This window comes from Paenibacillus sp. J5C2022 (genome assembly GCF_025567625.1).
Taxonomy (GTDB): domain Bacteria; phylum Bacillota; class Bacilli; order Paenibacillales; family Paenibacillaceae; genus Pristimantibacillus.
Map to the genome: position 1 here is coordinate 34,095 of NZ_JAOQJC010000034.1, position 26,418 is coordinate 60,512.

At 56.2% G+C, this 26,418-nt stretch carries 18 protein-coding genes; 13 read left to right on the forward strand and 5 right to left on the reverse strand.

Translation table 11 applies throughout. The features are described from left to right. Positions 1 to 10: 10 nt before the first annotated feature. On the reverse strand, positions 11 to 694 hold the full coding sequence (locus M6D81_RS22915; protein WP_262679435.1) for a hypothetical protein: 684 nt from the start codon (positions 692 to 694) through the stop codon (positions 11 to 13). Between the two features lie 132 nt (positions 695 to 826). Between M6D81_RS22915 and M6D81_RS22920 the strand changes: the two genes are divergently transcribed. Both M6D81_RS22920 and M6D81_RS22925 read left to right on the forward strand, forming a co-directional pair. Then, on the forward strand, positions 827 to 1,675 hold the full coding sequence (locus M6D81_RS22920; protein ID WP_262679436.1) for a gluconate 2-dehydrogenase subunit 3 family protein: 849 nt from the start codon (positions 827 to 829) through the stop codon (positions 1,673 to 1,675). Between the two features lie 16 nt (positions 1,676 to 1,691). After that, positions 1,692 to 3,407 (forward strand): GMC family oxidoreductase, encoded by a 1,716-nt coding sequence (locus M6D81_RS22925; RefSeq protein ID WP_262679437.1) that lies wholly within the window; start codon positions 1,692 to 1,694, stop codon positions 3,405 to 3,407. 149 nt (positions 3,408 to 3,556) lie between these two features. On the opposite strand, the gene M6D81_RS22930 is transcribed toward M6D81_RS22925, so the two are convergent. Together M6D81_RS22930 and tatC are read right to left on the reverse strand one after the other, a co-directional pair. Then, entirely contained in the window at positions 3,557 to 3,763 is a 207-nt protein-coding gene (locus M6D81_RS22930) for a twin-arginine translocase TatA/TatE family subunit (protein WP_262679439.1), read from the reverse strand. A 26-nt stretch (positions 3,764 to 3,789) separates the two neighbouring features. Beyond that, positions 3,790 to 4,527 carry a twin-arginine translocase subunit TatC gene (tatC, locus tag M6D81_RS22935; protein WP_262679473.1) on the reverse strand — a complete coding sequence of 246 codons (738 nt, stop codon included), beginning with the start codon at positions 4,525 to 4,527 and terminating at the stop codon, positions 3,790 to 3,792. A gap of 396 nt (positions 4,528 to 4,923) precedes the next feature. On the opposite strand from tatC, the gene M6D81_RS22940 reads away from it, so the two are divergent. The 5 genes from M6D81_RS22940 (at position 4,924) to M6D81_RS22960 (ending at position 12,472) form a co-directional block, all read left to right on the forward strand. After that, complete coding sequence (locus tag M6D81_RS22940; protein WP_262679440.1) at positions 4,924 to 6,294, forward strand: hypothetical protein; 1,371 nt, start codon at positions 4,924 to 4,926, stop codon at positions 6,292 to 6,294. Further along, a complete protein-coding gene (locus M6D81_RS22945; protein WP_262679441.1) occupies positions 6,291 to 8,537 on the forward strand; it encodes a hypothetical protein in 2,247 nt (748 codons plus the stop codon). Before M6D81_RS22940 ends, M6D81_RS22945 begins: the two co-directional genes overlap by 4 nt. A gap of 124 nt (positions 8,538 to 8,661) precedes the next feature. Then, positions 8,662 to 10,959 carry an FAD-dependent oxidoreductase gene (locus M6D81_RS22950; RefSeq protein WP_262679442.1) on the forward strand — a complete coding sequence of 766 codons (2,298 nt, stop codon included), beginning with the start codon at positions 8,662 to 8,664 and terminating at the stop codon, positions 10,957 to 10,959. Next, positions 10,953 to 11,699: an SDR family NAD(P)-dependent oxidoreductase gene (locus tag M6D81_RS22955; RefSeq protein ID WP_262679443.1), complete on the forward strand. Its 747-nt coding sequence runs from the start codon at positions 10,953 to 10,955 to the stop codon at positions 11,697 to 11,699. Before M6D81_RS22950 ends, M6D81_RS22955 begins: the two co-directional genes overlap by 7 nt. Further along, positions 11,696 to 12,472 (forward strand): creatininase family protein, encoded by a 777-nt coding sequence (locus tag M6D81_RS22960; protein ID WP_262679444.1) that lies wholly within the window; start codon positions 11,696 to 11,698, stop codon positions 12,470 to 12,472. The genes M6D81_RS22955 and M6D81_RS22960 overlap by 4 nt, the downstream gene beginning before the upstream one ends. Before the next feature lie 783 nt (positions 12,473 to 13,255). Here M6D81_RS22960 and M6D81_RS22965 read toward each other — a convergent pair. After that, complete coding sequence (locus M6D81_RS22965) at positions 13,256 to 13,633, reverse strand: RidA family protein (RefSeq protein ID WP_262679446.1); 378 nt, start codon at positions 13,631 to 13,633, stop codon at positions 13,256 to 13,258. A 799-nt stretch (positions 13,634 to 14,432) separates the two neighbouring features. Then, entirely contained in the window at positions 14,433 to 15,812 is a 1,380-nt protein-coding gene (locus M6D81_RS22970; RefSeq protein ID WP_262679448.1) for an ABC transporter substrate-binding protein, read from the reverse strand. Positions 15,813 to 16,099: 287 nt separating this feature from the next. Between M6D81_RS22970 and M6D81_RS22975 the strand changes: the two genes are divergently transcribed. Genes M6D81_RS22975 through M6D81_RS23000 form a run of 6 tightly spaced genes read left to right on the forward strand, consistent with a single transcriptional unit; the run spans position 16,100 to position 26,415 of the window. Continuing rightward, positions 16,100 to 17,233: an ABC transporter ATP-binding protein gene (locus tag M6D81_RS22975; RefSeq protein WP_262679449.1), complete on the forward strand. Its 1,134-nt coding sequence runs from the start codon at positions 16,100 to 16,102 to the stop codon at positions 17,231 to 17,233. Then, positions 17,230 to 20,256, forward strand: coding sequence for an extracellular solute-binding protein (locus M6D81_RS22980; protein ID WP_262679450.1), 3,027 nt, complete (start codon positions 17,230 to 17,232; stop codon positions 20,254 to 20,256). Before M6D81_RS22975 ends, M6D81_RS22980 begins: the two co-directional genes overlap by 4 nt. Next, positions 20,253 to 21,242, forward strand: a complete 990-nt coding sequence (locus tag M6D81_RS22985) for a carbohydrate ABC transporter permease (protein WP_262679452.1) — start codon at positions 20,253 to 20,255, stop codon at positions 21,240 to 21,242. The genes M6D81_RS22980 and M6D81_RS22985 overlap by 4 nt, the downstream gene beginning before the upstream one ends. Beyond that, positions 21,243 to 22,109: a carbohydrate ABC transporter permease gene (locus tag M6D81_RS22990; protein ID WP_262679453.1), complete on the forward strand. Its 867-nt coding sequence runs from the start codon at positions 21,243 to 21,245 to the stop codon at positions 22,107 to 22,109. 21 nt (positions 22,110 to 22,130) lie between these two features. Beyond that, positions 22,131 to 24,185, forward strand: a complete 2,055-nt coding sequence (locus M6D81_RS22995; RefSeq protein ID WP_262679454.1) for a YIP1 family protein — start codon at positions 22,131 to 22,133, stop codon at positions 24,183 to 24,185. Next, positions 24,178 to 26,415: a DUF5696 domain-containing protein gene (locus tag M6D81_RS23000; protein ID WP_262679455.1), complete on the forward strand. Its 2,238-nt coding sequence runs from the start codon at positions 24,178 to 24,180 to the stop codon at positions 26,413 to 26,415. Before M6D81_RS22995 ends, M6D81_RS23000 begins: the two co-directional genes overlap by 8 nt. The last annotated feature ends 3 nt before the right edge of the window (positions 26,416 to 26,418 follow it).

A 26,418-nucleotide genomic window follows, 5' to 3' on the forward strand; every position in this document is an offset into this window, starting at 1 on the left:
GCTTCGCCAATCAAGGCTTCGCGATCTCCAGCAGCGCTCGCATATCATCGGCGATTGCCGCCGGCGACATAGGCTCGGAAGTGGCTTCGCTGCGAATGCGCTCGATCAGCTCCACCGCCTTGGCGCCTTCCGCTGTCAGAATCTTCACTTCGCCCCCGATGAAACGCTGAATATGCTTCGCAGCCAAAGTAAGATTGTCATGGCTGGAGCTGTCCGTCCCCGAAATGCCTTCGGGCGATCCCATCGGCTGGTAGCCGCTGCCCGACAATCCTTCTTCCCCGTTCAGCAGCTTCTTCTGGACGTCATCGTATCGGGAGGCGGATGCTTGCCTCTTCTCCGCTGCGAGGACCACCGTATCGTCGAATACGAATACGCGGACGTCCGGAATGCCTTCGCCGCTCAGCCGCGATTCCAGATGCGCGGAGAAGCCCTTCGCATGGAGTCCGGAGCTTCCAATAACGCTGTATACTGTCGTGCCCATTCCGTTCGTCGTTTTGCCGTCTTTATTCGTGGTATGCACTTTGAGCCCGTTCTCGCTCGGAATGACGGACGGGTCGTGAAGCATCTCCTTATGCTGGCGGTGAATCGCCTTAGCCTCCATATCGGTGCGATTCGCCGTCTTGTTTGTACATCCGGGCACAATCAGCAATCCGATCGCCGCCCATATGATCCATCCTTTTTTCAATGCTCGCATAGTCACTATATCCCCCTTCATCATCTGCAGGCTTGTCTTAGGATAGGCTTTTCCATGAAATGAATATTCATGATCGCTTGGAAAATAATAATCGAGACAAGTCTGCTTAAAGATTGAAGGAGGTGTTGGACGTTGGTACAGCATATGGAGCAAGGAAAGCAAGAGGAAGCCGATCCGTCCGCAAAGCGCAGCGTTGAGCGGGAGCAAGCGGGTGTCCCAGAGGCAGGTGTCCCGGAAACAGGGGGCCTGAACAGCGGCAGGCGCAAATTTCTGGTCAACACGGGGTATGCGCTGGGCGGGTTAATGGTCAGCGGCACATTGGCGGCGCTGGTCGGCTGCAACAAAGAGGCGGAGCCTGCCCCGGCAGAAGGGGAGAAGCCGAAGCAGCCGACTGCCCAAAACTATAATCAGGCGTTAATGTACTTCACGCAGGACCAGTTCCGCATCGTGGAGAGCGCGACGGAACGCATTTTCCCGGAGGATGAGAACGGTCCGGGAGCGAAGACGCTGGGCGTTGCGTTTTTCATCGACCATCAGCTGGCAGGGGAATGGGGCTTCAACGGCCGCGATTATATGAGCCCGCCTTTTTTCAAGGGGGAGAAGGTGCAGGGCTATCAGGGACGGCTGAAACGCCGGGAAATATTCGATATCGGGCTAAGAGAACTCGAGAACTACAGCTTGTCGAAGCATGAGAAGAAGTTCGCCGACTTGTCAGGCGAAGAACAGGATGAAATTCTGAAAGCATTCGAAACCAATGAAGTCAATCTCTCCACCATATCGGAGAGCAACTTCTTCAATATGCTGCGCAGCAGCACGCTGGAGGGCGTGTACAGCGATCCGCTCTACGGCGGCAACCGCAATATGGACGGCTGGAGGATGCGTGGGTATCCCGGCAACCAGATGAGCTACTTAAGTACGATAGAGAAAGGCTTCACGAAAATCGAGCCGAGCAGCTTGCAGGATCATATGGCTACCCATTAGCCGGCAGGAGGAAATTATGGCCAAAACATTACCCAAAACGGATGTCGTCATCGTCGGAGTAGGCTGGGCTGGCGGAATCATCGCTTCCGAGCTGACCAAAAAAGGATTAAACGTCGTCGGCCTGGAGCGCGGCAAGGAAAGGAAGACGGAAGATTACTTCATGGTGCATGACGAGCTGAGGTATGCGCTCCGATATGAAATGATGCAGGATCTGTCCAAAGAGACGATTACCTTCCGCAGCAATGAAGGGGTACGGGCACTGCCTATGCGGCAATACGGCTCCTTCCTGATCGGCGACGGGCTCGGCGGGGCGGGCGTGCACTGGAACGGTCAGACTTACCGCTTCCTTCCCTACGACTTCGAGATAAAAAGCAAAACGATCGAAAAATACGGAAAAAACAAAATTCCCCCGGAGATGACCATTCAGGATTGGGGAATTACGTACGATGAGCTGGAGACCTATTACGACAAGTTCGAAAAAATGGCTGGCATATCCGGGGAGGAGAATCCACTCGGAGGCAAGCGAGCTGGCCCTTACCCGATGCCTCCGATGAAGCAAACGGAAGGAATCAAGCTGTTCATGGACGCGACGAAGCGGATGAAGCTGAACCCTTACATGATGCCGTCCGCCAATCTGTCCGATGCTTACACGAATCCCGACGGCATAGCGCGGGCGGGCTGTCAGTATTGCGGCTATTGCGAGCGGTTCGGCTGCGAATACGGGGCCAAGGCCGATCCGGTTGTCACTGTCATTCCTGTAGCGAACGGGACGGGGAAATTCCAGATCCGCACCCATTCCGACGTGCGTCGCATTCTTCACAAGGGCGGCAAGGCGACGGGAGTCATGTATGTCGATGTGACGACGGGGGAAGAGATCGTGCAGCCTGCAGACATCGTCGTCGTCACGAGCTATGTCTTCAACAACGTGCGGCTGCTTCTCATGTCGCGGCTGGGCAAGCCTTACGATCCCGCATCGGGATCGGGGGTCGTCGGTAAAAACTATGCCTATCAAGTTATTAAAGGAGCTGCGGTCGGCTTCTTTGACGACAAGCAATTCAATACGTATGCGGGGGCGGGCTCGCTCGGCGCATCGATTGACGATTACAACGGCGACAACTTCGACCATTCCTCGCTTAACTTTATACACGGCGGGGTCGTCTCGCTGTCGCAGACGGGGGCAAGGCCGATCCAGAGCAACAGGGTGCCTTCGGGAACGGCGGGCTGGGGGAAGGAATTCAAGGCGCAGTCGATTCACTACGCCAATCGGACGCTGGCTGTCGGGACGCAAGGCGCATCAATGGCCTACAAGCATCATTTCCTCGATCTGGACCCTACGTTCAAGGACGCTTACGGCGATCCGCTAATGCGGATAACCTTCGACTTCGAGGAGCAGGACCGTCAGTTGGCGAAGTTTCTCTCGGAGCGTTGTTCGGAGATCGTCAAGGAGATGGGAGCCGGAAAGGTGGATTTCTTGAAGGAGCTGGGGCCTTACGAGATTATGTCCTATCAGTCCACCCACAATACCGGCGGCGTCATTATGGGGGCCGATCCGTCCAGTTCCGCCGTCAACAACTACAGTCAGATGTGGGATGCGGATAATGTGTTCGTCGTCGGAGCCAGCTCGTTCCCGCAAAATGGCGGATATAACCCGACGGACACGGTCGGCGCGTTGGCTTACCGCGCGGCGGAAGGCATCCTGAAGTATAGGGAGAAGGGCGGAATGCTCGTCTAGTATGGCAGGGCAGGACGGGCAATAGGAAGGCGTGAAGAAGACACCTGAAAGACCGGGCAAAGAACAAGCCTCCGGCATCGTGCCGGAGGCTTGTTCTTCATGTCGCTCACCGTTGTGAATCTATCTGCGGGAGCAACGGCGCATAGCGGTTACAACAGCTTGTGCACTTCTTCCTTCTGCTCGATCGCTGTCTTGCCATCGGATTCTTCCTCCACGATGCCGCGGGTGGAGGCGCGGAACTCGCGAAGCGTGTCGCCGAAAGCCCTTCCCAGCATAGGCAGCTTGGCCGGTCCGAAGACGATTAGCGCAATAAGCAATATAACGATTAACCCTGATACACCGATATTGTTGAACATACGATCATCTCCTCCTTGTTGTATAGTCAGGTTGTGCCGCTAATGGCGGCGGTGCGCCTTGTGAAGCGCCTTGAGAGCAGGATGCTCGCTTCGAACAGAATGACGAGAGGCACCGTAACGGACAGATGGGAGACGAAGTCCGGCGGTGAGATACACGCCCCCGCTATCGTCAGTCCGAAGTAGGCGTACTTGCGCGTCCCCTTCAGCTTCTCCGGCGTCAGCAGTCCCAGCCGAGTCAGGAAGAGGATGATCAACGGCATCTCGAAGGCAAGACCGAGCGGGAACATGACACTGAACAGAAAGCTGAAATATTTGTCGATACCGTATGTCTCGACGGCGCCTACTGTCCGGTTCATCTCCATCATGAACGTGAGCATCATCGGAAAGACGACGAAGTAGCTGAATGCTACGCCCGCAAGGAACAGCAGGAACGAGATCGGCACATAGGCAAGCGTGCCCTTGGCTTCCTTCTCCGTCAGACCAGGCCTGGCGAACGCCCACAGATGGTAGATCAGCACGGGAAGCGTGAACAGCAAGGCGAACAAGAATGCGCATCGCATGTAAATGAACAATCCGTCTGTGAACGAGAATACGTTCCACTTCACAGCTTCGGCCGTCGGTCCCGATTGAATATACCTCAGTATACGGGGGGAGAGGTACAAGCCTCCGCACATCGCGGTAACGAAGGCTGCTGCGATCACGAGCAGCCGTCTCCTCAGCTCGGCCAAGTGAGTAATCAGATCCTCCTGCATATCCACTTGCATCACCTCATGCATCCATCAAATAGTTGTAAAGGTTGAGATTCCTTTCCTATAGATTGCCCGGCTCTTGGACAGTTATGCGATAGCCTGCGGGCATATTGGAATCTCTTGCCTGCCATTGGCGGGGAAGACGGCACTGCATAATTTTCATCTGTCCGAATACGAACAGACAATATGTAATTTTAACTATGATTTTAGGCAATAACTCTCAGTGTTTATCACGCTAGATGGCAATGAAGATAATGACAACTAACATAATTATAAAATCATTTCAAATGAGTGAAAAAGTTATTGACGGCTTCCATGCATTGGTTATACAATTTTGGTATGGAATTGAAATGATGGATGATGAATCGTAGGAAGCGACATAGTGACGATTGCCAACGGGGAGGACTTGATATGCGCAAGCGAGTTGCCGCTATCGTGACGGAGTACCGTTACAATTCTCATGCGGAAGTGATTGTGGGCAGAATGCTCGGTGAGATGGGCTATGCGCCTCGCGTGAAGGTTGCCGCTCTCTACACCGATCAAGTGCCGGACAATGACACGGGCAAGGAGACGGCAGCTCGCTTTGCCGTTCCCCTCTGTCCTTCGATAGCGGATACGATTGTAACCGCTCACAACGGAGGCGGTATCGACGGCATCGTCATTATCGGAGAGCATGGCTCGTATCCGCACAACGGGAAAGGACAGACCATGTATCCGAGGCGCCGCTTTCTGGAGGAATGTCTTCTGGCGCTGGATGAACTTGGCTTGAAGGTGCCGATATTTTGTGATAAGCACTTGGCATACGATTATGACGATGCGCAGTGGATGTACGATGAGCTGAAGCGAAGGGGCATCCCGTTCATGGGCGGCTCCTCCATCCCGCATGTCGACAAGCTGCCTCCCGTTCATCGCGGTCAACTGCGCTCTGCGAAGGAGTTCCTTGTCGTCAGCAACGGCGATCTGGAAGGATACGGCTTTCATGCGATGGAGGTGCTGCAATCGCTCGCCGAACAAAGGGCTGGAGGAGAGACGGGAGTCGCTTCGGTGGAACTGATCGGGGGAGAGAGAGGAGAGGTGTGGCAGGCGATGGATCGCGGGGAGTGGCCAGCGGAGCTGCTTCTTCGAGCGATAAGCGTCTACCCTGATCAAGGGAGTGCGCAGGAATGCCGTCACCTCGATGGCGGGCGCGGAAAAAGGCGGCAGTTTTCAGGTGAAGAGCTTGGGCAGGAGCGTCGGCATTCCGATGATGGGCGCGGAAAAAGGCGGCAGTATCCAGGTGAAGAGCTTGGGCAGGAGCGTCGGCATTCCGATAATGAGCGGGAACAAGTGCAGCAGTATCCAGACGTTGGGACTGTGCAGGAGCAGGAGCAGGTGCATCCCATTGAAGCAGGCGGACACGCCTATCGGCGTCTCAGAGAGTCGGAGCCCGATCCCGCCCTCTTTGTGATCACGTATCGAGACGGGACAAAGGGGTATATTATTCGGTTCAGACGATTTTCCGAGCTGTGGGGATTTGCGATACGGTATGGCGATGGGGAAGTGGCCGCAGCGCTGTGCGACAGCGATTTGGAACGGCCTTTTTCCCATTTCGAGCGGTTTACCGGACTTATTGAAGATTTCATCATGACGGGCAGACCACCGTTCCCCATGGAGCGCACTTTATTGACGACCGGGGTTATCTGCTTCGGGATGGATGCCTTGCTGCAGGGAAGGAAGCTGAAGACGCCGCAGCTTCACATTCAATACTCCGAGGACGGGAGTAGGCTGGAGGGAGAAAGTTGACGAATCAGTTGTACGCGGCTTTGCCAGAGGAGCATGTGCGGTTCACGCAGCTGCCGAACGATGCGGGACATAATGCGGTGTGGGATTTCGTTCGATCGCCGGAGGGGAGGTTCTTCGTCAGTGTGTGCGGCGAGAACGAGAAGCCGCTGACCGCCATTCTCTACGAATATTTGCCGGATTCGGGCGAGCTAAGGCGAATGTTCGATGTGGCGGATGTGTGGATCATTGACAAGGAAGCGATGCCGCCCAGCAAAATTCATACGAGCATCGATTTTCTGCCGGATGGCCGTCTTATTATGGCGACGCATAATACGGCGCCTGCGCCGGGTCATCGTCAGTGGATGTTCGAGCAGCATTACGAGCATCCGTGGGAGGGCTATCCGGGGTCCATTCTTATGATCGTCGATCCCGACAGCAATGACGTCCAGGTGAAGGGTATTCCCGTTCCCCGCGAGAGCATGTATGGCGGGATGCTGGGGGACGACCCGCGCTATTATTATTTTCTCGGTTATATGAAGGGACACTTCTACCGGATTGATCTGGAGACGAACGAGGTGAAGGATTACGGCAAAGTGTCGGAATTCTCCTCTTGCAGGCTAGTGAAGGATTCACGGGGGCGGATGTACGGCAGCTCCTACACCGGAGAAATCTGGCAATATGATCCCGCATCGGACACGATCCAGGATGTGAAGGTCAGCTTCCAATCGCCGCATGGCACGAAGCACAGACGGCAATTTATTTTCGCACTGCATACGCCAAGGAATACGCTGCTGATGGTCGACAACATGGACGGCGAGATCATTGAGCTGAATACGGACACGCTGGAAGCGATCAGACACGGCCATATCCATCTGCCGGAGCAAGTGCCGGTCAATCCATACGGCATCGGCGGCCTTGCTGCCGACGAGAACTTTATCATCTACTACGGCTTGAAGACGTATGACGAGTATTGTCCGATACGGTTGGTGAGATGGGATATCCTGAACGGCGGCAAGCCGGAGAATCTGGGGCTGGTCAGCCCGGGGGGGAAAGACTCGCAATATTTGTGCGAGATGATCTTCGACGATAGGGGCGTGCTCCATATGGTAGACGTATGCGGCGAGCATTCCCCTTATATACTGGCAGTCGATGTGAAGCGGCTGGAGCCGCCGGCTGAAGATGCCGTGCCATGTCGGCTTAACCCCTATACGGAGCCGGACTACAACGGCGTCGGTCAGGCGGCCTATATGCATATTGATGCATTGCGCGTCGTAACGCTGCCGCTGCATATGCATATGGATTGGAAGGATTCCGCTGTATGCCATATTGCTGCAGACGGACAGCAGCTCTATACGATCGGCGGCGGGGACGGCATCTATCTGACAACGGCGCCGCTGGGCGCAGGTCAGCCGGCAAGCATTCGGCTCCTGCATGACGGGAGCGGGCCGCTGTCTTGCTTGAGCTTGCCGGACGGCGGGACGGCTGCGCTATCGGCGAGCGGTGAACTGCTGCTGATCGACCTCGCTTCAGGAAGCTGCAGGCTTGTGTTCTCTAGTACAGGAGACACGGTGTTGACGCGATTGGTGTGCGCCAGTGGGGCGAGTGAACTGCTGGCCGCCGACGATGAAGGACGGCTCTATGCCGTCGATCTGGCCTCAAGCATTGCCAGCCTGTTGGATGAGCAGTTGCGTCTGCCTGTTTCTGAAGCGTTCGTCTTGCCGCTGCGGGGCGGAAGCTTGCTGCTGTCGGGGCGGGACGACGAGCTGCTGGTCTACGACAGAAGGACGAAATCGATGCAGCGCCTGTCCCTTCGCACCCCTTCCATTCGGGGGAGGGCGTTCAAGGCAACGCTGACGGGAGCCGCACAGCTGAACGACGGCACGATTGTGGCCGGGACGCTGGACGGCATGCTGTTCACGCTGGCTTCGGACTTGAAGCGGGCAACCCGGTATGGCAGGCTCTACTCCAGCGGCGAGCTGAGGGGCTTCATAGCCCGCGGCGGCGATGAAGTGTTCGGCATATACGGCGGTGAGCGGGATGCGGGTCACGTCTTCTATTTTTCTATAGAGCGAGGCTTTGTCGATCTGGGCAGGCCGCGCGTCGTGAAGGACAATGCCGAACTGTCAGGCATGGATACGGAATGGGCGAGCATTCATTATATTTCGTCTATCGCCTGTTCTCCGGATGGGAATTGGCTAGGCGTAGCTTCCGGCGAGCGACAATATGGGGCGGTAGTCGGCTATGAAGGGCTTAGGCTGCCATGAGCTTGCACAGGTGAGGACTGCGGCAAGGCGATAAGACGATAAGGCAATGAGGCGATAAGACAATAAGGCAAACTATAAGGTGATAAGTTGAAAGGTCGGCAATCCGCAAGAAGGGAGGCGCAAAATGGGATATCGAACAGTGGAAGAAAGCTATGATGTGGTCGTATGCGGAGGGGGGCTGGCAGGCTTCTGCGCCGCTGTCGCAGCGGCGAGAGGGGGGGGCAGCGTATGTCTGGTGCAGGATCGCCCCGTATTCGGCGGAACAAGCTCTTCGGAGATCCGGGTGCCGCCGCAAGGGGCTGCCAGCTTCCATGCTTATGCGAGAGAGACGGGGATCATATCCGAGCTGCTGACGGAGGAGCGGGCGCGCAACCACGAGCCGCCGGGATTTGATAACGGCTATATTAACAGCGTATGGGATATGGCGCTTTACGATGTGGCGGTATCGACGCCGGGGCTTCACTTTCATCTCAATGCCAGCATTACGGATGTGGCGATGCGGGATGAGGCTACGATAGAAGCGATTACAGCCCGGGTAAGTCATGCAGAGACGCTGCTTACGATACGCGGCCGGACGTTCATCGACTGTACCGGAGACGGTGTAGTGGCGGCGCTGGCGGGGTGCGAGTGGCGGATGGGGACGGAATCGCATGCGGAGTTCGGCGAGCCCCATGCACCGCCGGAAGCGAGCGACGACACGATGGGCAATTCCATTCATTTTAAAGCGAAGGATGTCGGCATTCCCGTCCCGTTCAAGGCGCCGGATTGGGCAGTCCGCTACGACGATCCCGACTTCTTCTATGCCAAGGGAAGATGGCCGGGCACTCCACGCAACGGCTACTGGTGGATTGAGCTGTCCGTCCCATGGCATACCATCTATGACAACGAGACGCTGCGTCATGAGCTGACCCGCCATGTGCTGGGCATATGGGACTGGATCAAAAATCGCGATCCCCGGCTGAAGGAGGAAGCTTCCACTTACGCGCTGGACTGGATCGGGCAAGTGCCCGGCAAGCGGGAGAGCCGGCGCATTATGGGCGAATATCTTATGACGGAGCATGATCCGCTGCAGAAGACCGTCTTTCCCGACGAAGTAGCGTACGGCGGCTGGTTCGTCGATCTGCATGAGCCAGGCGGCCTGCTGGCCGACTTCAGCGAGAAGGCGGCGTTGGAGCATGGCAAGGACAGCTCCTTCATGGCTCGAAGTTATGTCGGCCCTTATGGCATCCCGCTTCGGATGCTCATCGCGAAGGGAATGAACAATCTGATGATGGCGGGGCGCAACGTCAGCGTCACGCATGCTGCGCTCGGCACGGTCCGGGTCATGGGCACGACGGCGCTGATGGGGCAGGCGGCAGGCACGGCTGCGGCTGTCGCGCTTCAGGAGAAGATGGAGGTTCGTGAGGTGCCGGAGCGATGTATCCGCGACGTGCAGCAGCGTCTGCTTCGGGATGGCTGCTTCCTGCCTAACGTGATGGCGGATGATCCGCTGGATATTGCCCGCAAAGCCGCTATTACGGCAAGCAGCTGCTCTGCGATGTCCGGCGGCGAGCCTGCGGCAGACAGCCCGATATGGGAAGCGGAGCTGCTGAAGCAGCGGCGTGGACAATGGATTGCGATTGGCGAGGAAGGCGTAATTGATGAGCTGGAGATCTACTTGACCAATGAGACGTCCGTAGAGCAGTCGGTTGAGGCGGGCTTGTTCGCCGTACAGCATCTGTGGGACTACCGGGTGGACCCAGGCAAGCCGCTGGCAGAGGCTCGGCTGGCGGTGCCGTCCGGGCATAACGGCTGGATAAGATGGCCGGTCGGCCTGCGGGAGCCCGCGCTGGCCGGCAGCTATGTCCGGCTTGATCTTGCCGCTTGTCCGGAGGTGCATTGGCGGATTGCTTCCGCCGTCGAGCCGGGCCATGTTAGCGCTTATGAGATCGGGAACGGGCTTATGCGCCGCTACGGTATCGGCGAGATGATGGGCTTTCGTATCCGCCCCTCCCAGAAGTGCTATGGCGCGGAGCATGTCAATAACGGTGTAACGCGTCCGTATAAATATACCAATCTGTGGCGTTCCGATCCCCGCGAGCCGTTGCCCCAGCACATTCAGTTGACGTGGCGGAAGCCGCTGCGGCTGAAGCGGGTCGAGCTGACGATGCCCGGAAGTCTGCTGCGCGACTATCGACAGTATCCGGAGTTGTACCGGGACCCGCAATGCCCGAAGGATATTAGCGTGCAGGCCAATCAGGACGGCGAGTGGCGAGAGGTTGGCCGGATAGCGAACAATTACCAGCGGAAGCGTGCAGTCGTGCTGGATGAAGCGGTTGAGACCGATGCGCTACGCATCGTTGTACTGGCGACCAACGGCGATCCGTCGGCTGCCCTGTATGAAGTCCGCTGCTACGATGAAGAGGAGGAACTTCCGTGCTAGACGGCAAAGTCATAATCGTTACGGGCTGCCTGGGCTCCCTGGGCAGCTCCGCTGTTCGCATGTTTTTGGCCAGAGGGGCTGTCATTGCGGGGTGCGACCGCCTGCCTCGCGAGGAGGCTCCGCTGCTGGAAGGGCTGCAGAGGCAATATGGAGATGAGCGCCTGCTCTATGTGGAAGCCGATCTGTGCGCGGAAGAAGGTGCGCTGCGCTTGGTGGAAGCGGTAGATCGTCGCTATGGCCGGCTGGACGGAACCTACCATAATGTGTATACGAGTATATGGAAGCGGGCGATGGAGGCGACCCTTCAGGAGTGGGAGGACGCACTGCGCGGTACGCTGACCAGCACATTCCTGCTGTGCAAGCACGCCCTTCCCCTTATGATCCGCAGCGGGGGCGGCTCCATCGTCAATACGTCCTCCATTCTGGGCAGCGTGCCATTCCCGGAGAGCATGCCGTACGGGACGGCGAAGGCGGCGTTAAATTATATGACGCGTCATATTGCCCAGGATTACGGGCGGCAGGGCATTCGGGCGAATGTGCTGGTGCCGGGCGATTTCGGCACGGAGGAGTCGCTGTCCCGCCAATCGGAGGCAGAGAAGGAAGCTATCGACCGGAACACTTGGCTTGGCCGAAGCGGGCGCGCCGACGAAGTGAACGAGGTGGCCGCATTTCTGCTCTCGGACGCTTCCTCCTATGTGACGGGAGCATTATATCAGGTGGACGGAGGGTTTCATATATGAAGAGATTATGGATGGGCGACTACACGAGGGAGGAAGTGACGGAGCTGGCGAATAGGGGGTGCGCGGCAGTCGTACCGCTAGCGGCGACGGAGCAGCACGGTCCCCATCTGCCCGTTACTACCGACAGCCTGATATGCAGGCATATCGTTAAGGAGGCAAGCTTAAGAGCATCGGAGAGGGCGGACCTCATAATCGCTCCTCTGTTGACAATCGGCTGCTCTCAGCATCACTTGGCCTTCGGCGGAACGGTGTCGCTAACCTCTTCTACGTATTTGCAAGTATTGCGGGATATCGGGGAAAGTTTGATTCGGGACGGGTTCCGCCGAATTATTTTTTTGAATGGTCATGGCGGCAATGAGCATATGATGCATCAAGCGGCGAATGATCTGGCAGTAGCGCACGATGTGTGGACGGCTTCTGCGTCTTACTGGCAAGCAGCGCGGAGGGCGTTAGACGACAGCGGGGCGAGAGCGTACGGCATAGCGCCTGGACACGCCGGCGATTTCGAGACTTGCGCGGTCCTGGCCTTACAGCCGGAGCTTGTGCGGAGTGATCGTATCCCGCAGCTTCATGAGTCGAGGGAATGGATTCACACAACGCCGTCCGGCACGTTCATCGGCAAGCACATGGAGCTGACCGGCGCCGACGGTTATACGGATGCCGCTTCACTCGCCTCGGCAGAGCGGGGCAAGGCTTATTTGGATGCGATCGTCGGAGAGGTATCGGATTGGCTAGTAAATACGGTGCAGACGATGAAGAAAGGAGCAGGCTGAAGAAGGTGGAGGCTGAAGACTGAAGCAGGCTGAAGAAGGTGCAGGCTGAAGACTGAAGCAGGTTGAAGACGGTGCAGGCTGAAGACTGGCGTAAACTGAAGACGGTGCAGGCTGAAGACTGGTGCAAGCTGAAGACTGGCGTAAACTGAAGACGGTGTAGGCAGGCTGGTGCAAACTGAAGACTGGAGCAGACTGAAGAATGGCCAGGCTGAAGCGATTCCGCTTGCTGCTGTCCAGTTTTGCGGTTAGCATTGGTAACGTACCGGTAATGCGTTCGTTGGCAAAGCATGCATGCACCCAGAAACGTTGTACGATTTATCGTACAAAAGTAGCAGGGGAGCCCGAGAAAGCAGCAGATTTGTACGAATTTTCATACAAAAGTAGCAGGGGAGCCCGAGAAAGCAGCAGATTTGTACGAATTTTCATACAAAAGTAGCAGGAGAGCCCGAGAAAGCAGCAGATTTGTACGAATTTTCATACAAAAGTAGCAGGAGAGCCCGAGAAAGCAGCATATTTGTACGAATTTTCATACAAAAGTAGCAGGGGAGCCCGAGAAAGCAGCAGATTTGTACGAATTTCCACACAAAAGTAGCAGGGGAGCCCGAGAAAGCAGCAGATTTGTACGAATTTTCATACAAAAGTAGCAGGGGAGCCCGAGAAAGCAGCAGATTTGTACGAATTTTCATACAAAAGTAGCAGGATAGCCCGAGAAAGCAGCACCGTTGTACGATTTTTCATACAAAAGTAGCTGCACACAATATTTCCCATAAGCCCTTCGATCCTTCAGCTGTTGCGCAAGCTTGCTATGGCATCGATTTCAACGAGTAGATCGAAGTTCAAGTCGCAATAGATGACCGTTCGTGCGGGATAGGGTGGTGGGACGATGCGTGTGTACACTTGGTTGAAGGCTTCGTACAATGCGCGTTCCTTCAAATAAATCGTCACCTTCACCAAATGCCGAAGCGTTAATCCGTGCTGCTTCAATAGACGCTCGATGTTTCCGATCGTCAGTATCGTCTGCGCTTCCAGGTCACCTACGGGAATATCGCCAGTAGTAGGTTCGATTCCGCCTTGACCGGAGATGAACAGGAGTGAATCGGATTGCGTTGTTGACGAGAACGGCAGCTGGGCGGTTCCATAGTGTTGATTGTTTGTATTCAAGAGGCATGTTCCTTTCTGCCATATGCAAGAGTGAGAAGGGGAGAGGGCAGCCGACACCGGCGTTATACCGTCAGAGATGCAGGAATAGGTACCGACTCGATGCCGTCATGATCCCGCTCCTTCGTGATACCGTCATGATGCCGATACCGGAAGCGACTCGATGCCGTCATGATCCCGCTCCTTCGTGATACCGTCATGATGCCGATACCGGAAGCGACTCGATGCCGTCACGATCCCGCTCCTTCGTGATACCGTCATGATGCCGATACCGGAAGCGACTCGATGCCGTCACGATCCCGCTCCTTCGTGAAACCGTCATGATGCCGATACCGGAAGCGACTCGATGCCGTCATGATCCCGCTCCTTCGTGAAACCGTCATGATGCCGATACCGGAAGCGACTCGATGCCGTCATGATCCCGCTCCTTCGTGGTACCGTCATGATGCCGATACCGGAAGCGACTCGATGCCGTCATGATCCCGCGCCTGTGTGATATCGTCAGAATGCCGATAGCGGTAACGACTCGATACCGTCACGATCCCGCGCCTGTGTGATATCGTCAGAATGCCGATAGCGGTAACGACTCGATACCGTCACGATCCCGCGCTGCGTAATATCGTCAGGACGACGGTAGCGGTACCAACGGACATGATACCGATACCGGCGCCCCCTTCTCCCAGACCTTTCATGACCATGTGAAGCTCGATCCTCACCATGTAGAGAAACGTCGTGCGCTGGGAACTGCGTGAATAGGTTGAGTTACCGATGGATATGCAAGGCTCTCACTAACTTAAAGCTCTTACCAGCCCAAAGCTTTTCGCGTCTCGGCAGCTTTCGTGTTATACGATTCTACGTGCGGGATGATCGTGCTCAGATCTCCGCCGTCCAGCAACAGCTTGGCGAGCGGTCCGTTGACGTTGCCTGCGAGCGTACCCAACTCCACGGTGCGCGGATCGCTGGAGAAGCAGCACATGTCGGAGTTTTGCTTGACGCCTTCGACATTTTTGCCCTTCCAGATGTCTACCTGGTCATAGTACCCATCAAGCTCAGGATGCTTGACGAAGTTGCCGGAACCGTTCTCGATCATTTTCTTCTGAGCGGCAACATCGAACAGGAAGCTGATATAGAGGAACGCCTCTTCCTTATGTTCGGATGCCTTCGGAATGGATATGGCGCCTGCCTGATGAATGGTCGCTTGCTTCTCTTTGCCCATAGGCATAGGCAGCACATCCCATTCGAACGAAGCTTTGTTCAGCGCTTCCAGATACCAGTCCGCACCGATCATGAACAAAATGTTGCCATTCAGGAACGCTTCCGCAGGATCGGCAGGAATGCCGTTCGCCTTCATCTGCTCGGAGTTCGGATGGACATTCCACTTCGTGGACAGCTCCTGAATCCACTTCAGATCGTCCATGACGGCAGGCGTATTGACGACGCTGGCGGTCAAGTCTTCGTTCATGTACCGCCAATTCGCGGCGCTTCCGTTCGCCATGGTCATAATGTCGGCCAACTGATGCAGTCCGATGCCTCCCCAATCGTTATTCGCTGCATTAGTTGCCTTCTTGGCCATCTCGAGCAGGTCGTCGTACGTCCAGTCGTTGCCCGGCATCGTCATGCCGTATTTGTTCATCAGCTCCTCATTGACGACGATCCACATCGGGATGTCGGAATAAGGAACGGTCCATTGCTTGCCGCCCGTCTGGAACGATTCCAGCAGATTGGCTACTTTATCCGCGTTCTGAATGCGTTGGTCCTTCTCGATATAAGGGGTCAGATCCTCCAGCAGGTCGCCGGACATCCACTCCGACAAGCCGTTGTCTAGGAAGACCAGATCGGCTTTGTCGCCGGCAATGACGTTATTGATGATGCCTCCGTTAATATTGGTGTTGGCTTCAATCGTAATCCAGGGATACATTTTGGTAAATTCATCGAACAACGCCTGATTGGGACCGACGAACCAGGTGAGAACCGTCAATGTGACGGGATCGCGCTTCTCCGGTTCAGGCGTCGCCGCTTCCGTAGGAGCGGGAGTCGACGTATCGGGCGTCTTCGTCGCCTCCGAGGTTGGCTTCGGATCATTGTTGTTGGAGCAAGCGGGCAGAATCGTGAGGAAACAGAGCAATACGACAAACCCTAACATCATCAAGCGCGGTGCTGCATTTTTTGACTTACGAATCACTGTACTCGCCTCCTGTTTTCATTTCTAACTTGCCGCACACCGTGAGCGGTACTGGATGGCGGCTCCCCTCATTTGCATGGCAGCGCTTTCGTGTTATGTGTAAATTATGGAAGTTGTGCCTAGGTAGATTTTATCATGATCTTATTTCATGTCAAGGAAAAATATTCACTAATAAAATGAAAAGGGAAGTCCTATTCAAATTTTGGTTTACGAAGGGAAGTTGTTTTGCTATTATAAATTTATGTACTTGAAAAAGATTCAGTGATTAGAAAATGGAGGTGAGGGGAATGGGCGAGGTCAAATTCGACCACGTGTACAAATATTATAAGGGGGAAGCCGCCCCCTCTGTGGATAATTTCCATCTGGATGTCGCGGACGGTGAGTTCCTCGTGATGGTCGGTCCTTCGGGCTGCGGCAAATCGACGACGCTTCGCATGCTGGCCGGGCTGGAAGAGGTGTCGAAGGGCGATATCTATATCGACGGCAAATTCTCGAATTATATATCTCCGAAAAACCGAGATATCGCCATGGTCTTCCAAAATTACGCTCTGTATCCCAACTTGTCCGTCTACGACAATATGGCGCTGGGCTTGCAGCTTCACAAGGTGCCCAAGAGCGAGATTGAGCTTCGGGTCAACCGCGCTGCGCGAATGCTGGAGATCTCTCATCATCTGACGAAGAAGCCCGGGCAGCTGTCCGGCGGCCAGAAGCAGCGCGTGGCGCTGGGACGCGCCCTGGTGCGCGAGCCGCAAGCGTTCCTGATGGATGAGCCGCTGTCCAATCTGGACGCAAAGCTGCGCACGCAGACGAGAATGGAGATCAGCAAGCTGCACAGCGAGCTTCGGACGACCGTGCTGTATGTCACGCACGACCAGACGGAAGCGATGACGATGGGCACCCGCATCGTCGTCATGAAAGACGGACGCATTCAACAGGTGGCGACGCCTCAAGACCTCTACGATTACCCCAGCAATATGTTCGTCGCCGGATTCATCGGAACGCCTCAGATGAACTTCATTCCCGGCTCCATTTTTTCCGACAATGACCATTTCTATTTCGAATGTCGCCGATTCCGCATGATGCTGCCGGAGCAATATGCGCCTTGGCTGAGGGAGTCGTCCTCCAACTTGCGCTCGGTCGTTATGGGTGTGCGTCCGGAGCATGTCTATTGCGAGTCTTGGGCGCTGGAGCAGTATAACTATTGGCGGGTATCCGGCCAAGTGGACATGAGAGAGCCGATGGGCTCGAATACCTTCCTCTATACGACAGTCGGCCGGGATTCTCTTATCTGTCGAACGGAAGCGCATACAGCTGTCGGGGCGGCGGATGCCGTAGAGCTGGCGCTCAGAATGGACAAAGCCCACTTCTTCGATAAGGAGAGCGGCGCCTCCCTGATCGGCAGGGAGCGGGATCGGCGATGATGAAGAGGCTGAATTCCCGGCGTCTTGTCGTTCCGCTTATTGCAATCGGCCTGATCGCAACGGCGCTTGTCCTCATCTGGCGTTCGCTGGACGACGAGGAGAAGGCTTACCCTGCTGTCGCAGCTTCATCGCTCCTTGACGCGGTCTTCGGTGAAGAAGGCGAGATGGATTCCCATTCGTATCTGATGAGCTTGCATACGCCGGCTTACTCTGAAAGCGCTTATCGCGAGGGCGAGTCTGTGCGGATAACGATTCCGGCTTTGGCTTACGCCGCTTCATCAGAGGACGCGAAGCTGGCGCGGCATGATGACGAGCAGCGGGGCGAAGTGCTTCGCTGGAGCAATGGAACGGGCTGGGTAGAGTGGCATGTGGAGGTTCCGGAAGACGGAGTATACGGTATTGAAGCGCTATACAAGCCGATGGACCAAGGATTTTCCCCCATTGTTCGCGGAGTGGCCATCGATGGTGAGCTGTCGTTCCAGGAAGCCGCGCATATCGAATTGCCCCGTTATTGGAAGGATGGCGACCGTCCGTATCCGCGCAATGCGATCGGCAACGAAATTATGCCGGTGCCGCAAGAGGTGCTGGAGTGGCAGCTTGAAGGACTAAAGGATTATTCCGTATCGTCGGAGTCCCTGCTGTGGAAGCTGTCGCAAGGGGAGCATACGATTCGTCTAGTCGGCGTCAGAGAGGCGATGGCACTCCATTCCCTGACGCTGTATAAGCCGGAAGGCTTGCCGTCGTATGCGGAATACCGGAATCGGCATAGCGAAGATAAGCTTGCGGAAGATGAGCGACTGTGGCACATGCAGATCGAAGCGGAGCAGTTCAGCCGCAAATCTTCCGTCAGTCTGCGTACGGTTAGCGTAGCGGAGCCGTTCATATCGCCCGATCCGAAGGGGAGGCTCGTCTATAACGCCGTAGGCGGCGACAGTTGGAGGAATGCAGGCGAGCGCATCGATTGGGAAGTGGAAGTGCCGCACGACGGTTACTATGCGATCGATGTGAAGTATTTTCAGGGTTATAACAGAGGTGCCAGCGTCTATCGGACGATTATGCTGGATGGCCGTATCCCGTTCCGGGAGATGCGCAGCTATCGCTTCTCCGCCAACCGGGGGATGGAGCTGGCCGCATTGGCGAATGACGACGGCGAGCCTTATCTATTCTATATGGAGAAAGGAAAGCATGTGTTGTCCATGATCGCCGATACATCGCCTGCGAAGCCGGCGACTGCAGCGATGATCGAGCTCGGCCGTCAACTCACCTCCATCATTGGAGAGATTCGTCTGATCTCCGGCAATTACGGCTTCGGCGATACGCAGAATCTGGATGACGGACGCGTATGGGAGTTGAGCAAGTATGCTCCGGATATGGAAGCGAAGTTGCAGTCGCTGCGCGGCGGCTTGCTTGACATTAGAGCGTACGTGCTGGGGCTTCACGGCTATGACAGCGATTCCGCCTCGGCTCTCAGCTCCTCCGCGAATAAGGTGGAGCATCTGCTTGAGGATATCGAGAATCTGCCTCATGAGATCAAGACGCTCATGAACATTCAGTCCAGCCTGAACAATCTGCTGAAGCCGCTGGAGAGCAGCTCGCTACAGCTGGATTATCTTGTCGTCCGCACACCCGGCGCGAAGCCGGAGCTGCCTATGCCGGACAGATGGGACAGGACAAAGTATGCTGCGACGAACTTCGCCCGAACATTCTTCCAGCGATACGATACGAACGAAGAGAACGATGAAGATGCGTTGACCGTGTGGGTCATGCGCGGTCGGGAATATACCGATCTTCTGCAGATGTTGATCCAGCAGGAATTCACTCCGTTGACGGGGATCGAGGTGAACGTCAATCTGATTGCCGATCCCAATGTGCTGCTGATGGGCAATGCGGCGGGCAATCAGCCGGATGTGGCACTGGGCGCCAGCATGGAGGCGCCGGTCGACTTCGCAATGCGCGGCGCTGCGGAGGATCTGTCCGCATACCCGGGCTTTCAGGACGTGATGGAGCGGTTCAATCCCGGCATTATGCGATCGTATGCCTACGATGGCGGGATATACGGATTGCCGGAGACACAGATGTACAACATGCTGTTCTATCGCAAGGATATTCTGGAGGAGCTTGGTCTCGCGCCGCCCGATACGTGGGAAGACGTCGTAGCGCTGCTGCCAACGCTGCAGGAGAACGGCATGAGCTTCATGTTCCCCAAGCTGGCGATGATGCTGGAGCATCAGGGCGGCAATCTGACATCCAGGCCGGACTTCGTTCTTCCCTTCTATCAGCAAGGCGCGCCGTTCTTCACATCGGACGGCATGGAGCCGACGCTGACCAGCCAGGAGGGCATCGCCGCCTTCAAGAGGTGGACGGAATGGTTCACCAAGTACAATCTGCCAAGAGAGGTGCCGAACTTCTTCAATCACTTCCGCTCCGGACTCATGCCCGTCGGCGTCGGCGATCTGACGATGTATACGCAGCTGATGACGGCGGCGCCGGAACTGGTTGGCCAGTGGGGCATGCTGCCGGTGCCGGGCGTGGCCCGCGAAGACGGAACGGTCGCCAGATGGGGGCCCCAGCTGACGACGTCGGCATTCATCATGCGCGGCAGCGACAAGAAGGATGAAGCGTGGAAGTTCATGGAGTGGTGGACGTCGGAAGAAGTCCAGAGCCGGTACGGCACCGACATTGAAGCCTATGGCGGCATCATATACCGCTGGCATACGGCCAATCTGAAAGCGATGACGTTGCTGCCCTGGTCGGAGGAGGAGCTGCGGCAGCTGCAGGAGCAAAGCCGCTGGGCGAAGAACATTCCTCTTGTGCCGGGATATTATTTCCTGGCGCGCGAGCTGGATTTCGCATGGAACGCCGTCGTCGTGGAAGGCGATCCGCCACGTGAGGCGCTGGAGAAGGCGGAGCTGTCGCTGCGGCGGGAGATGCAGCGCAAGCAGAAGGAGTTCGGCATGTCGGAAGAGACCGATCTGTCGATCGACAGATACAACGAACCGTATGAGGGAGGGATAGAGCGATGAGCAAGACGGGCTATACAGACTTGGCGAAGCCTTCCCCGGGCGGCGCCGTTCGCACTTCCCCTCAGTTCGTCCGGAGACTGGCGCAATTTATGCGGGAGTGCTGGCGCGATAGAATGTCGTACCTGTTTCTTGCGCCGTTTCTACTTTGCTTCGCTTGCTTTATTTTCGTGCCGGTCGTTATCGCGACCTTGCTCAGCTTTACGAGCTTCGACGGCTTCCAGTTCCCGCGCTTCGTGGGAGCGGACCACTTCATCTATATGCTCACACAGGATATCGTCTTCATGAAGCATACGCTGCCCAATACGCTGACCTTCGCCGTCATCGCCGGCCCTGGCGGCTATGTGCTGTCATTCGCCTTCGCCTGGCTGATCAACCAGCTGCCGCGATCGCTGCGCGACTACTTCACGCTTGCGCTGTATGCGCCGACGATGGCAGGCGCGACCGCCCTGGCGGTCGTCTGGGCAGCGGCGTTCAGCGGCGATGCGGCAGGCTATTTGAACAATGTGCTCATGAGGCTCGGCATCATCGAGACGCCTCAGCTATGGCTGCAGGACCCCGATTCGCTTATGGTCATTATGATCGGCGTGACGCTGTGGACCAGCATGGGGGTCGGGTTCCTGGCGATGCTGGGCGGCTTGCAGACGGTCAACACGGAGCTGTATGAAGCGGGCCGGATTGACGGCATCAAGAACAGCCTGCAGGAAGTGTATTACATTACGATTCCGTCCATGAAGCCGCAGATGCTGTTCAGCGCGGTGATGGCGATTGTGGGCACCTTGAAGGCCGGGGCGATCTCAACGCAGTTGACGGGACTGCCGGTCACCCCTAAATATGCCGGCCATCTCATGACGAATCATATTACAGACTACGCCTTTATCCGGTACGAATGGGGATATGCTTCCGCTTTGTCGTTCATGCTGCTTCTTGCGAGCTACGGCTTGTGGCGGCTCGTATTCGTCCTGTTCGGCTCAAAGGAGGAACAGTAGATGAATGCTACCATAAGAAAGCTGAGGAAATTCCTGTCCTTGAAGCGGATGCTTCTGATCGCCTTGCTGACGGCTGTAGGGCTGTTCATGTTTCTTCCCATCATTTTCCTGTTCAATCATGCGTTCAAGCCGCTGAATGAGCTGTTCCTGTTCCCGCCGACGATCTTTGTGAAGGAGCCGACATTACGCAATTTCGAGCAACTGCTGCTTCATACGTCCTCCGGACTGGTGCCGTTCTCCCGCTACCTGTTCAATAGCGCGGTCATATCCGCCGTGGCGACGCTGTCCGTCATATTGGTCAGCACGATGGCGGGATATGTGCTGTCGAAGCATAGATTTCATTTCAAAACGCTCATTATGGGAGCGATTATGATCTCGCTTATGTTCGTGCCGGAGACGGTCGCCATACCGCGTTATCTCGTCGTCAGCGGGCTGGGACTGAAGGATACGTACTTCGCGCATATTCTGCCATTCCTGGCGTCGCCGGTCGCCGTCTTTCTGATGAAGCAGTTCATCGACCAGATACCGGACTCCCTCATAGATGCCGCGAAGCTGGACGGCGCGACGGACATGTACATTTTCACCCGCATCATTATCCCGTTAACCTCTCCTGCGGTAGCGACGGTATCCATCATTACGTTCCAGGCGGTGTATATGGATATCGAGGTGTCAACGTTCTTCATGACCAAGGAGACGATGAAGACGCTCGCCTACTACGCCACGGCAATGACGGTGAACGTTCCCGGCGTTGCCGCGACCAGTCTGGCGGCTGCGATCGGCTTGCTGATCTTCTTGCCCAATATGATCATGTTCCTCATCTTCCAGCGGAAAGTCATTCAGACGATGCTGCATTCCGGGGTGAAATAGGATGAGAAGGGGGGCTGTCACATGAACAGGAATCATAATAGAGGCAAGAGGCTGGCCGCCGTCAGGATCGGCGTATGGCTGTGCGTGCTGGCACTGCTGTCGCCGCCGCTTGCCAGTGCGGATTATCCGTCCGTGTTCGTTGATCATTCGTCATTCATGCGCAAGTATATCGTTCAGCCTGTCTACTTGCCCGACCGCGCCATTGACTTGCAGGAGCTCGAGATACCGCTGCAAGGGCCGAGCGATCTATTCGCTGCAGAGAACGGCGATATGTACATCGCCGATACGGGGAACAACCGGATCGTGCAGCTGAATAGCGAAGGCGGATTCATTCGCAGCATCGGAGATGCGGATGGGCCAGGCAAGCTTGACGGACCGGAAGGCGTATTCGTGGACAGCGAAGGTGCGGTCTACGCCGCTAACACAGGTGGCGGCACAATCGTAAAGTTTGCGCCGAACGGTACCGTAATGGGGACGTTCGGCAAGCCGGAGAGCAACCTGCTCGGCGAAGACTATTATTTCAAGCCGACGAAGCTGGTCGTTGACGCAAGAGGCGTCATGTATGTTGTGGCGAAGGATACGTATCAAGGCCTGCTGCGCATGAACAGCGAAGGGGAGTTCACCGGATTTTTCGGTGCGAACAAGACGAAGCTGACTGCGCTTGACCGCTTGAAGCGGCTTGTGCTGAACAGGGAGCAGCTGGCGAAGGAAGTGGCGAAGCGACCGAACAGCCTAAGCAATGTCAGCATCGCGGAAGACGGCTTCTACCTGACGACGAGCATCGGATTCGCCAACGACGGCCAGATCAAGAAGCTGAACGCCGGCGGGTTCGACGCCTTCGGCAACAAGCCGTTCGAGGAGTGGGATCTCGTCGATGCGGCGATAGACGGACAGGGATATATTTACGGCATTGACCGCAAGGAAGGGTATGTGACGATCTACGATCCCATGGGAGAGCCTTTGTTCTACTTCGGAGGAGTGAACCGCAATGTATATAAGCTTGGTACCGTCAATTATGCCACGAGTATTGCAATAGGGGCGAACCATGAACTGTGGGTAGCAGACAGCAGTGTGAATGCCATTCATGTATTCAAGCGCACGTCCTTCGGAGACCGCTTCCTGACCGCGGCGCATTATTATTACGAGGGTGACTACGAGGCGAGCAAGCAGTATTGGGACGCTGTCATTGCGGAGAACGGCATGATGAACATGTCCTTCAACGGCCTTGGCAAAATAGCGCTTCGCGAAGGGGATTACCGGACTGCGCTGGCTTACTTCAAGCAATCCAATGACGCCGAAGGGTATTCCGACGCTTATTGGAGCATTCGCTACGAATGGCTGCAGCGATACTTCCTCGTCATGCTGCTTGCGCTTGCCGTCCTCATATGGGGCGGCAGATGGGGATGGAAGCGGCTAAGGAGCGCGCTGCGAAAAGTGGATTGGCCGCCTGCCGCCAGACGGTACGGAGAGGAACTGAAGGATGCATGCTATGTGATGCTTCATCCTTACGAAGGCTTCTACCGACTGAAGGAGCGCCGAATATCACTTGTTGTGATCGCCTTCATCCTGGCGCTTGCCTTGCTTTCGAAGCTGCTGTCCATCTTCGCGGCGGGGTTCATCGCCCGTCCTTACGACATCGGCTGGGTGAATGTGAAGGTTCAGCTGGGCATGCTTGTGCTGCCTTGGCTGACCTGGGTGCTGGCGAACTATCTTGTCAGTACGGTGAAGGGCGGCGAAGGCCGCTTCCGGGAGGTGCTGCAGGGCAGCACGTATGCTGTCATGCCGTATGCAATCATCACGTTAATCTCCATTCCGCTTACCAATGTGCTCGTGCTGGAGGAATGGATCATTATCGATCTGCTCCGTACAGTCATGTGGATATGGGTTGTCGTTCTGCTGTTCGTCATGACGCAAGTCATCCACAACTTCGACTTTCTGGAGACGTTCAAGAACGGAGGCGTCACATTGTTCACGATTGGCGTCATATGGATATTCGTCATCATCTTTATTGCACTGGGAGCCAATCTGATGGACTTCGCGTCAGCGGTGTATCAGGAGGTGAAGCAATATGGCTAACAGGCTGCGTGGATTGGTGCGCTCACGAATCGCGATGCTGTCTGCGGCTGCTATCGTCATAGCGGCTGCTGCAGTTGTGATCGCAGGATGGGAGAACAGGCCGACGCTGGAATCGATGGGCATTGCTCATCCGACGAATGATGCCATACCTGTATACGAGGGAGTGGAGTGGCAGCCGGATGGGATGGCCGCGGATGGCGAAGGCTTCGTGCCCGCTGCCGAGAATGGACGCTTCCGGCTGCTGCTGGAGCCGGTCTCCAGCCGTATCGCCGTTGTGGACCTATCGACCGGCTACATGTGGAGGAGCAATCCGTCCCGGCAGGCGCTGGAGAAGGAGACAGTGAAGGGAGCGCTTCTTGGCAACCTGCAATCGCCTTTCATTATGGAGTATGTGAGCGGGAATGCCTCCAAGCGCTCTCTGAAAAATACGGAAGATCCCAAGCTGAGCATCCGGTATGCGCAGATCGGCGATGAGGGCGTTCAGGCCACCTATGCGTACGAGGATCTAGACATTCAATTCGTCATGCAATACAAGTTGACGGATCGGGGGCTTCAGGTGCTAATTCCAAGCTCGGGCATAGCGGAGGAGGGGGAGCATGGTCTCTACTCCATTAACCCGCTGCCGTTCTTCGGGGCGGTGCCGCTGGCGGAAGAAGAAGGGTATCTATTCGTGCCGGACGGCCCCGGCGGGCTGGTCTACTTCAACGAGCGGAAGCGTTCGACGGCAAGCAGCTTCGACTTCCCGGTCTACGGCAGAGATCCCGCCAGCGTCCAAAATGTGGATGACCGAAGATCGCCGACCGAAGGGCAGGCTCATTACCCCGTATTCGGCTTGAAGCGCGAAGGGCACGCCTTCGCCGCCGTCATCGGCGAGGGGCAATATTCCGCCGCCGTTCGTGCGGGCTTGCCGGGCAACATATCCAGCTACAATACAGTAAGCGCCTTGTTCAGCTATCGCGAGGAATTCGGCCGTCGGGTGAGCGGCATTACAGATGAGGTTGTCATCTCCGTTGAGAAGGATCGCAGGCGGCATGACCGGATGGTGGAATACGTGCTGTTGTCCGGAGACGAGGCGGATTACAACGGAATGGCCGCGGGCTACCGGACTTACTTGGAGGAGAATGGTTTGTTGGGCGACGGGCTCGCACCGGTGGGGGATGTACCGCTATCGCTTACGTTTCTGGGCGGCGGCAAGAAGCCGTCGTTCGGGGGGCGGCGCTTCGAGCCAGCGACCACATTCCGGCAAGCGCAGAGCATCGTGGAGGACTTGATGGCGCGCGGCGTCCGGAACATCGAGGTCACCTATCAGGGCTGGCAGGACAGCGGCTATCCGTACGCCGACGAGCGCTTTCCCGTTGCGGAGGAGCTGGGAGGAAGCGACGGAGCGAAGGCCTTTATCGCCCGCATGCATGAGCTTGGGGTGAAGGTATTCTTCGAGGATTACATCGGATGGAAGAATGACGCCTTGTCCGCCTTCTCCATGAAATCGGACGGCATTCGCGCCATTGATTCCACGGTGTTGCATCTGGAAGCCGGCGATTCGAACTACTTTATTCTCAATCCGGTGACGGCAATCCGGGGGCAAAAGAAGGTGATCGACCGGCTCAAGAAGCTAGGCGTCGACGGCATTCATTACGAGGACGGGCCAGGCAATCTGTTGTTCAGCGACTTCAATCCCGGCGCCCCACTGTCGCGGGAAGAGACGGCTCATTATTATGGCGAGCTGCTGCGATATACGGCGGAAGAACTGGGAGGAGTCATCGTCACGGAAGGCTATCAATATACGCTGAAGCATGCCGCTACTGCCGCCGAGCTTCCCTATGAAGAAAGCTATAATATGTTCGTGGACGAGACGATTCCATTCTATCAGATGGCCCTGCACGGCAAGGTGAAGTATACAGCCGCTCCGGGCAACTTGCGGGAAGATTACGGGCAGGATAGGTTGAGGGCGATTGCATACGGTGCCGTGCCGGCGTTCAGATTGACCTACGAGCCCAGCCGGACGATGAAGGATACGGCATATGACGATGCATACAGCAGCCAATATGAGGTGTGGAGAGAACGGATCTTGCAAGAGTACGAGAAGTTCAACAGGTTGGCTGCTCTCTACCATCAGCGCTTCGTTTCGTTCGAGAGACAAGGGGCAATCCTTCAATCCCGTTATGAGGACGGCACGACGGTTACGGTCGACATGGAGACGGGACAGCTCGATGTGAAGGAGGGGGCATAAAGC

Bases quoted from the DNA above. Each gene is read 5' to 3' on its own strand.
- M6D81_RS22980 (WP_262679450.1), top strand. From the start codon at position 17,230: ATGATGAAGAGGCTGAATTCCCGGCGTCTTGTCGTTCCGCTTATTGCA.
- M6D81_RS22975 (WP_262679449.1), top strand. From the start codon at position 16,100: ATGGGCGAGGTCAAATTCGACCACGTGTACAAATATTATAAGGGGGAA.
- M6D81_RS22995 (WP_262679454.1), top strand. From the start codon at position 22,131: ATGAACAGGAATCATAATAGAGGCAAGAGGCTGGCCGCCGTCAGGATC.
- M6D81_RS22950 (WP_262679442.1), top strand. From the start codon at position 8,662: ATGGGATATCGAACAGTGGAAGAAAGCTATGATGTGGTCGTATGCGGA.
- tatC (WP_262679473.1), bottom strand. From the start codon at position 4,527: ATGCAAGTGGATATGCAGGAGGATCTGATTACTCACTTGGCCGAGCTG.
- M6D81_RS22960 (WP_262679444.1), top strand. From the start codon at position 11,696: ATGAAGAGATTATGGATGGGCGACTACACGAGGGAGGAAGTGACGGAG.
- M6D81_RS22915 (WP_262679435.1), bottom strand. From the start codon at position 694: ATGCGAGCATTGAAAAAAGGATGGATCATATGGGCGGCGATCGGATTG.
- M6D81_RS22985 (WP_262679452.1), top strand. From the start codon at position 20,253: ATGAGCAAGACGGGCTATACAGACTTGGCGAAGCCTTCCCCGGGCGGC.
- M6D81_RS22930 (WP_262679439.1), bottom strand. From the start codon at position 3,763: ATGTTCAACAATATCGGTGTATCAGGGTTAATCGTTATATTGCTTATT.
- M6D81_RS22940 (WP_262679440.1), top strand. From the start codon at position 4,924: ATGCGCAAGCGAGTTGCCGCTATCGTGACGGAGTACCGTTACAATTCT.
- M6D81_RS23000 (WP_262679455.1), top strand. From the start codon at position 24,178: ATGGCTAACAGGCTGCGTGGATTGGTGCGCTCACGAATCGCGATGCTG.
- M6D81_RS22925 (WP_262679437.1), top strand. From the start codon at position 1,692: ATGGCCAAAACATTACCCAAAACGGATGTCGTCATCGTCGGAGTAGGC.
- M6D81_RS22990 (WP_262679453.1), top strand. From the start codon at position 21,243: ATGAATGCTACCATAAGAAAGCTGAGGAAATTCCTGTCCTTGAAGCGG.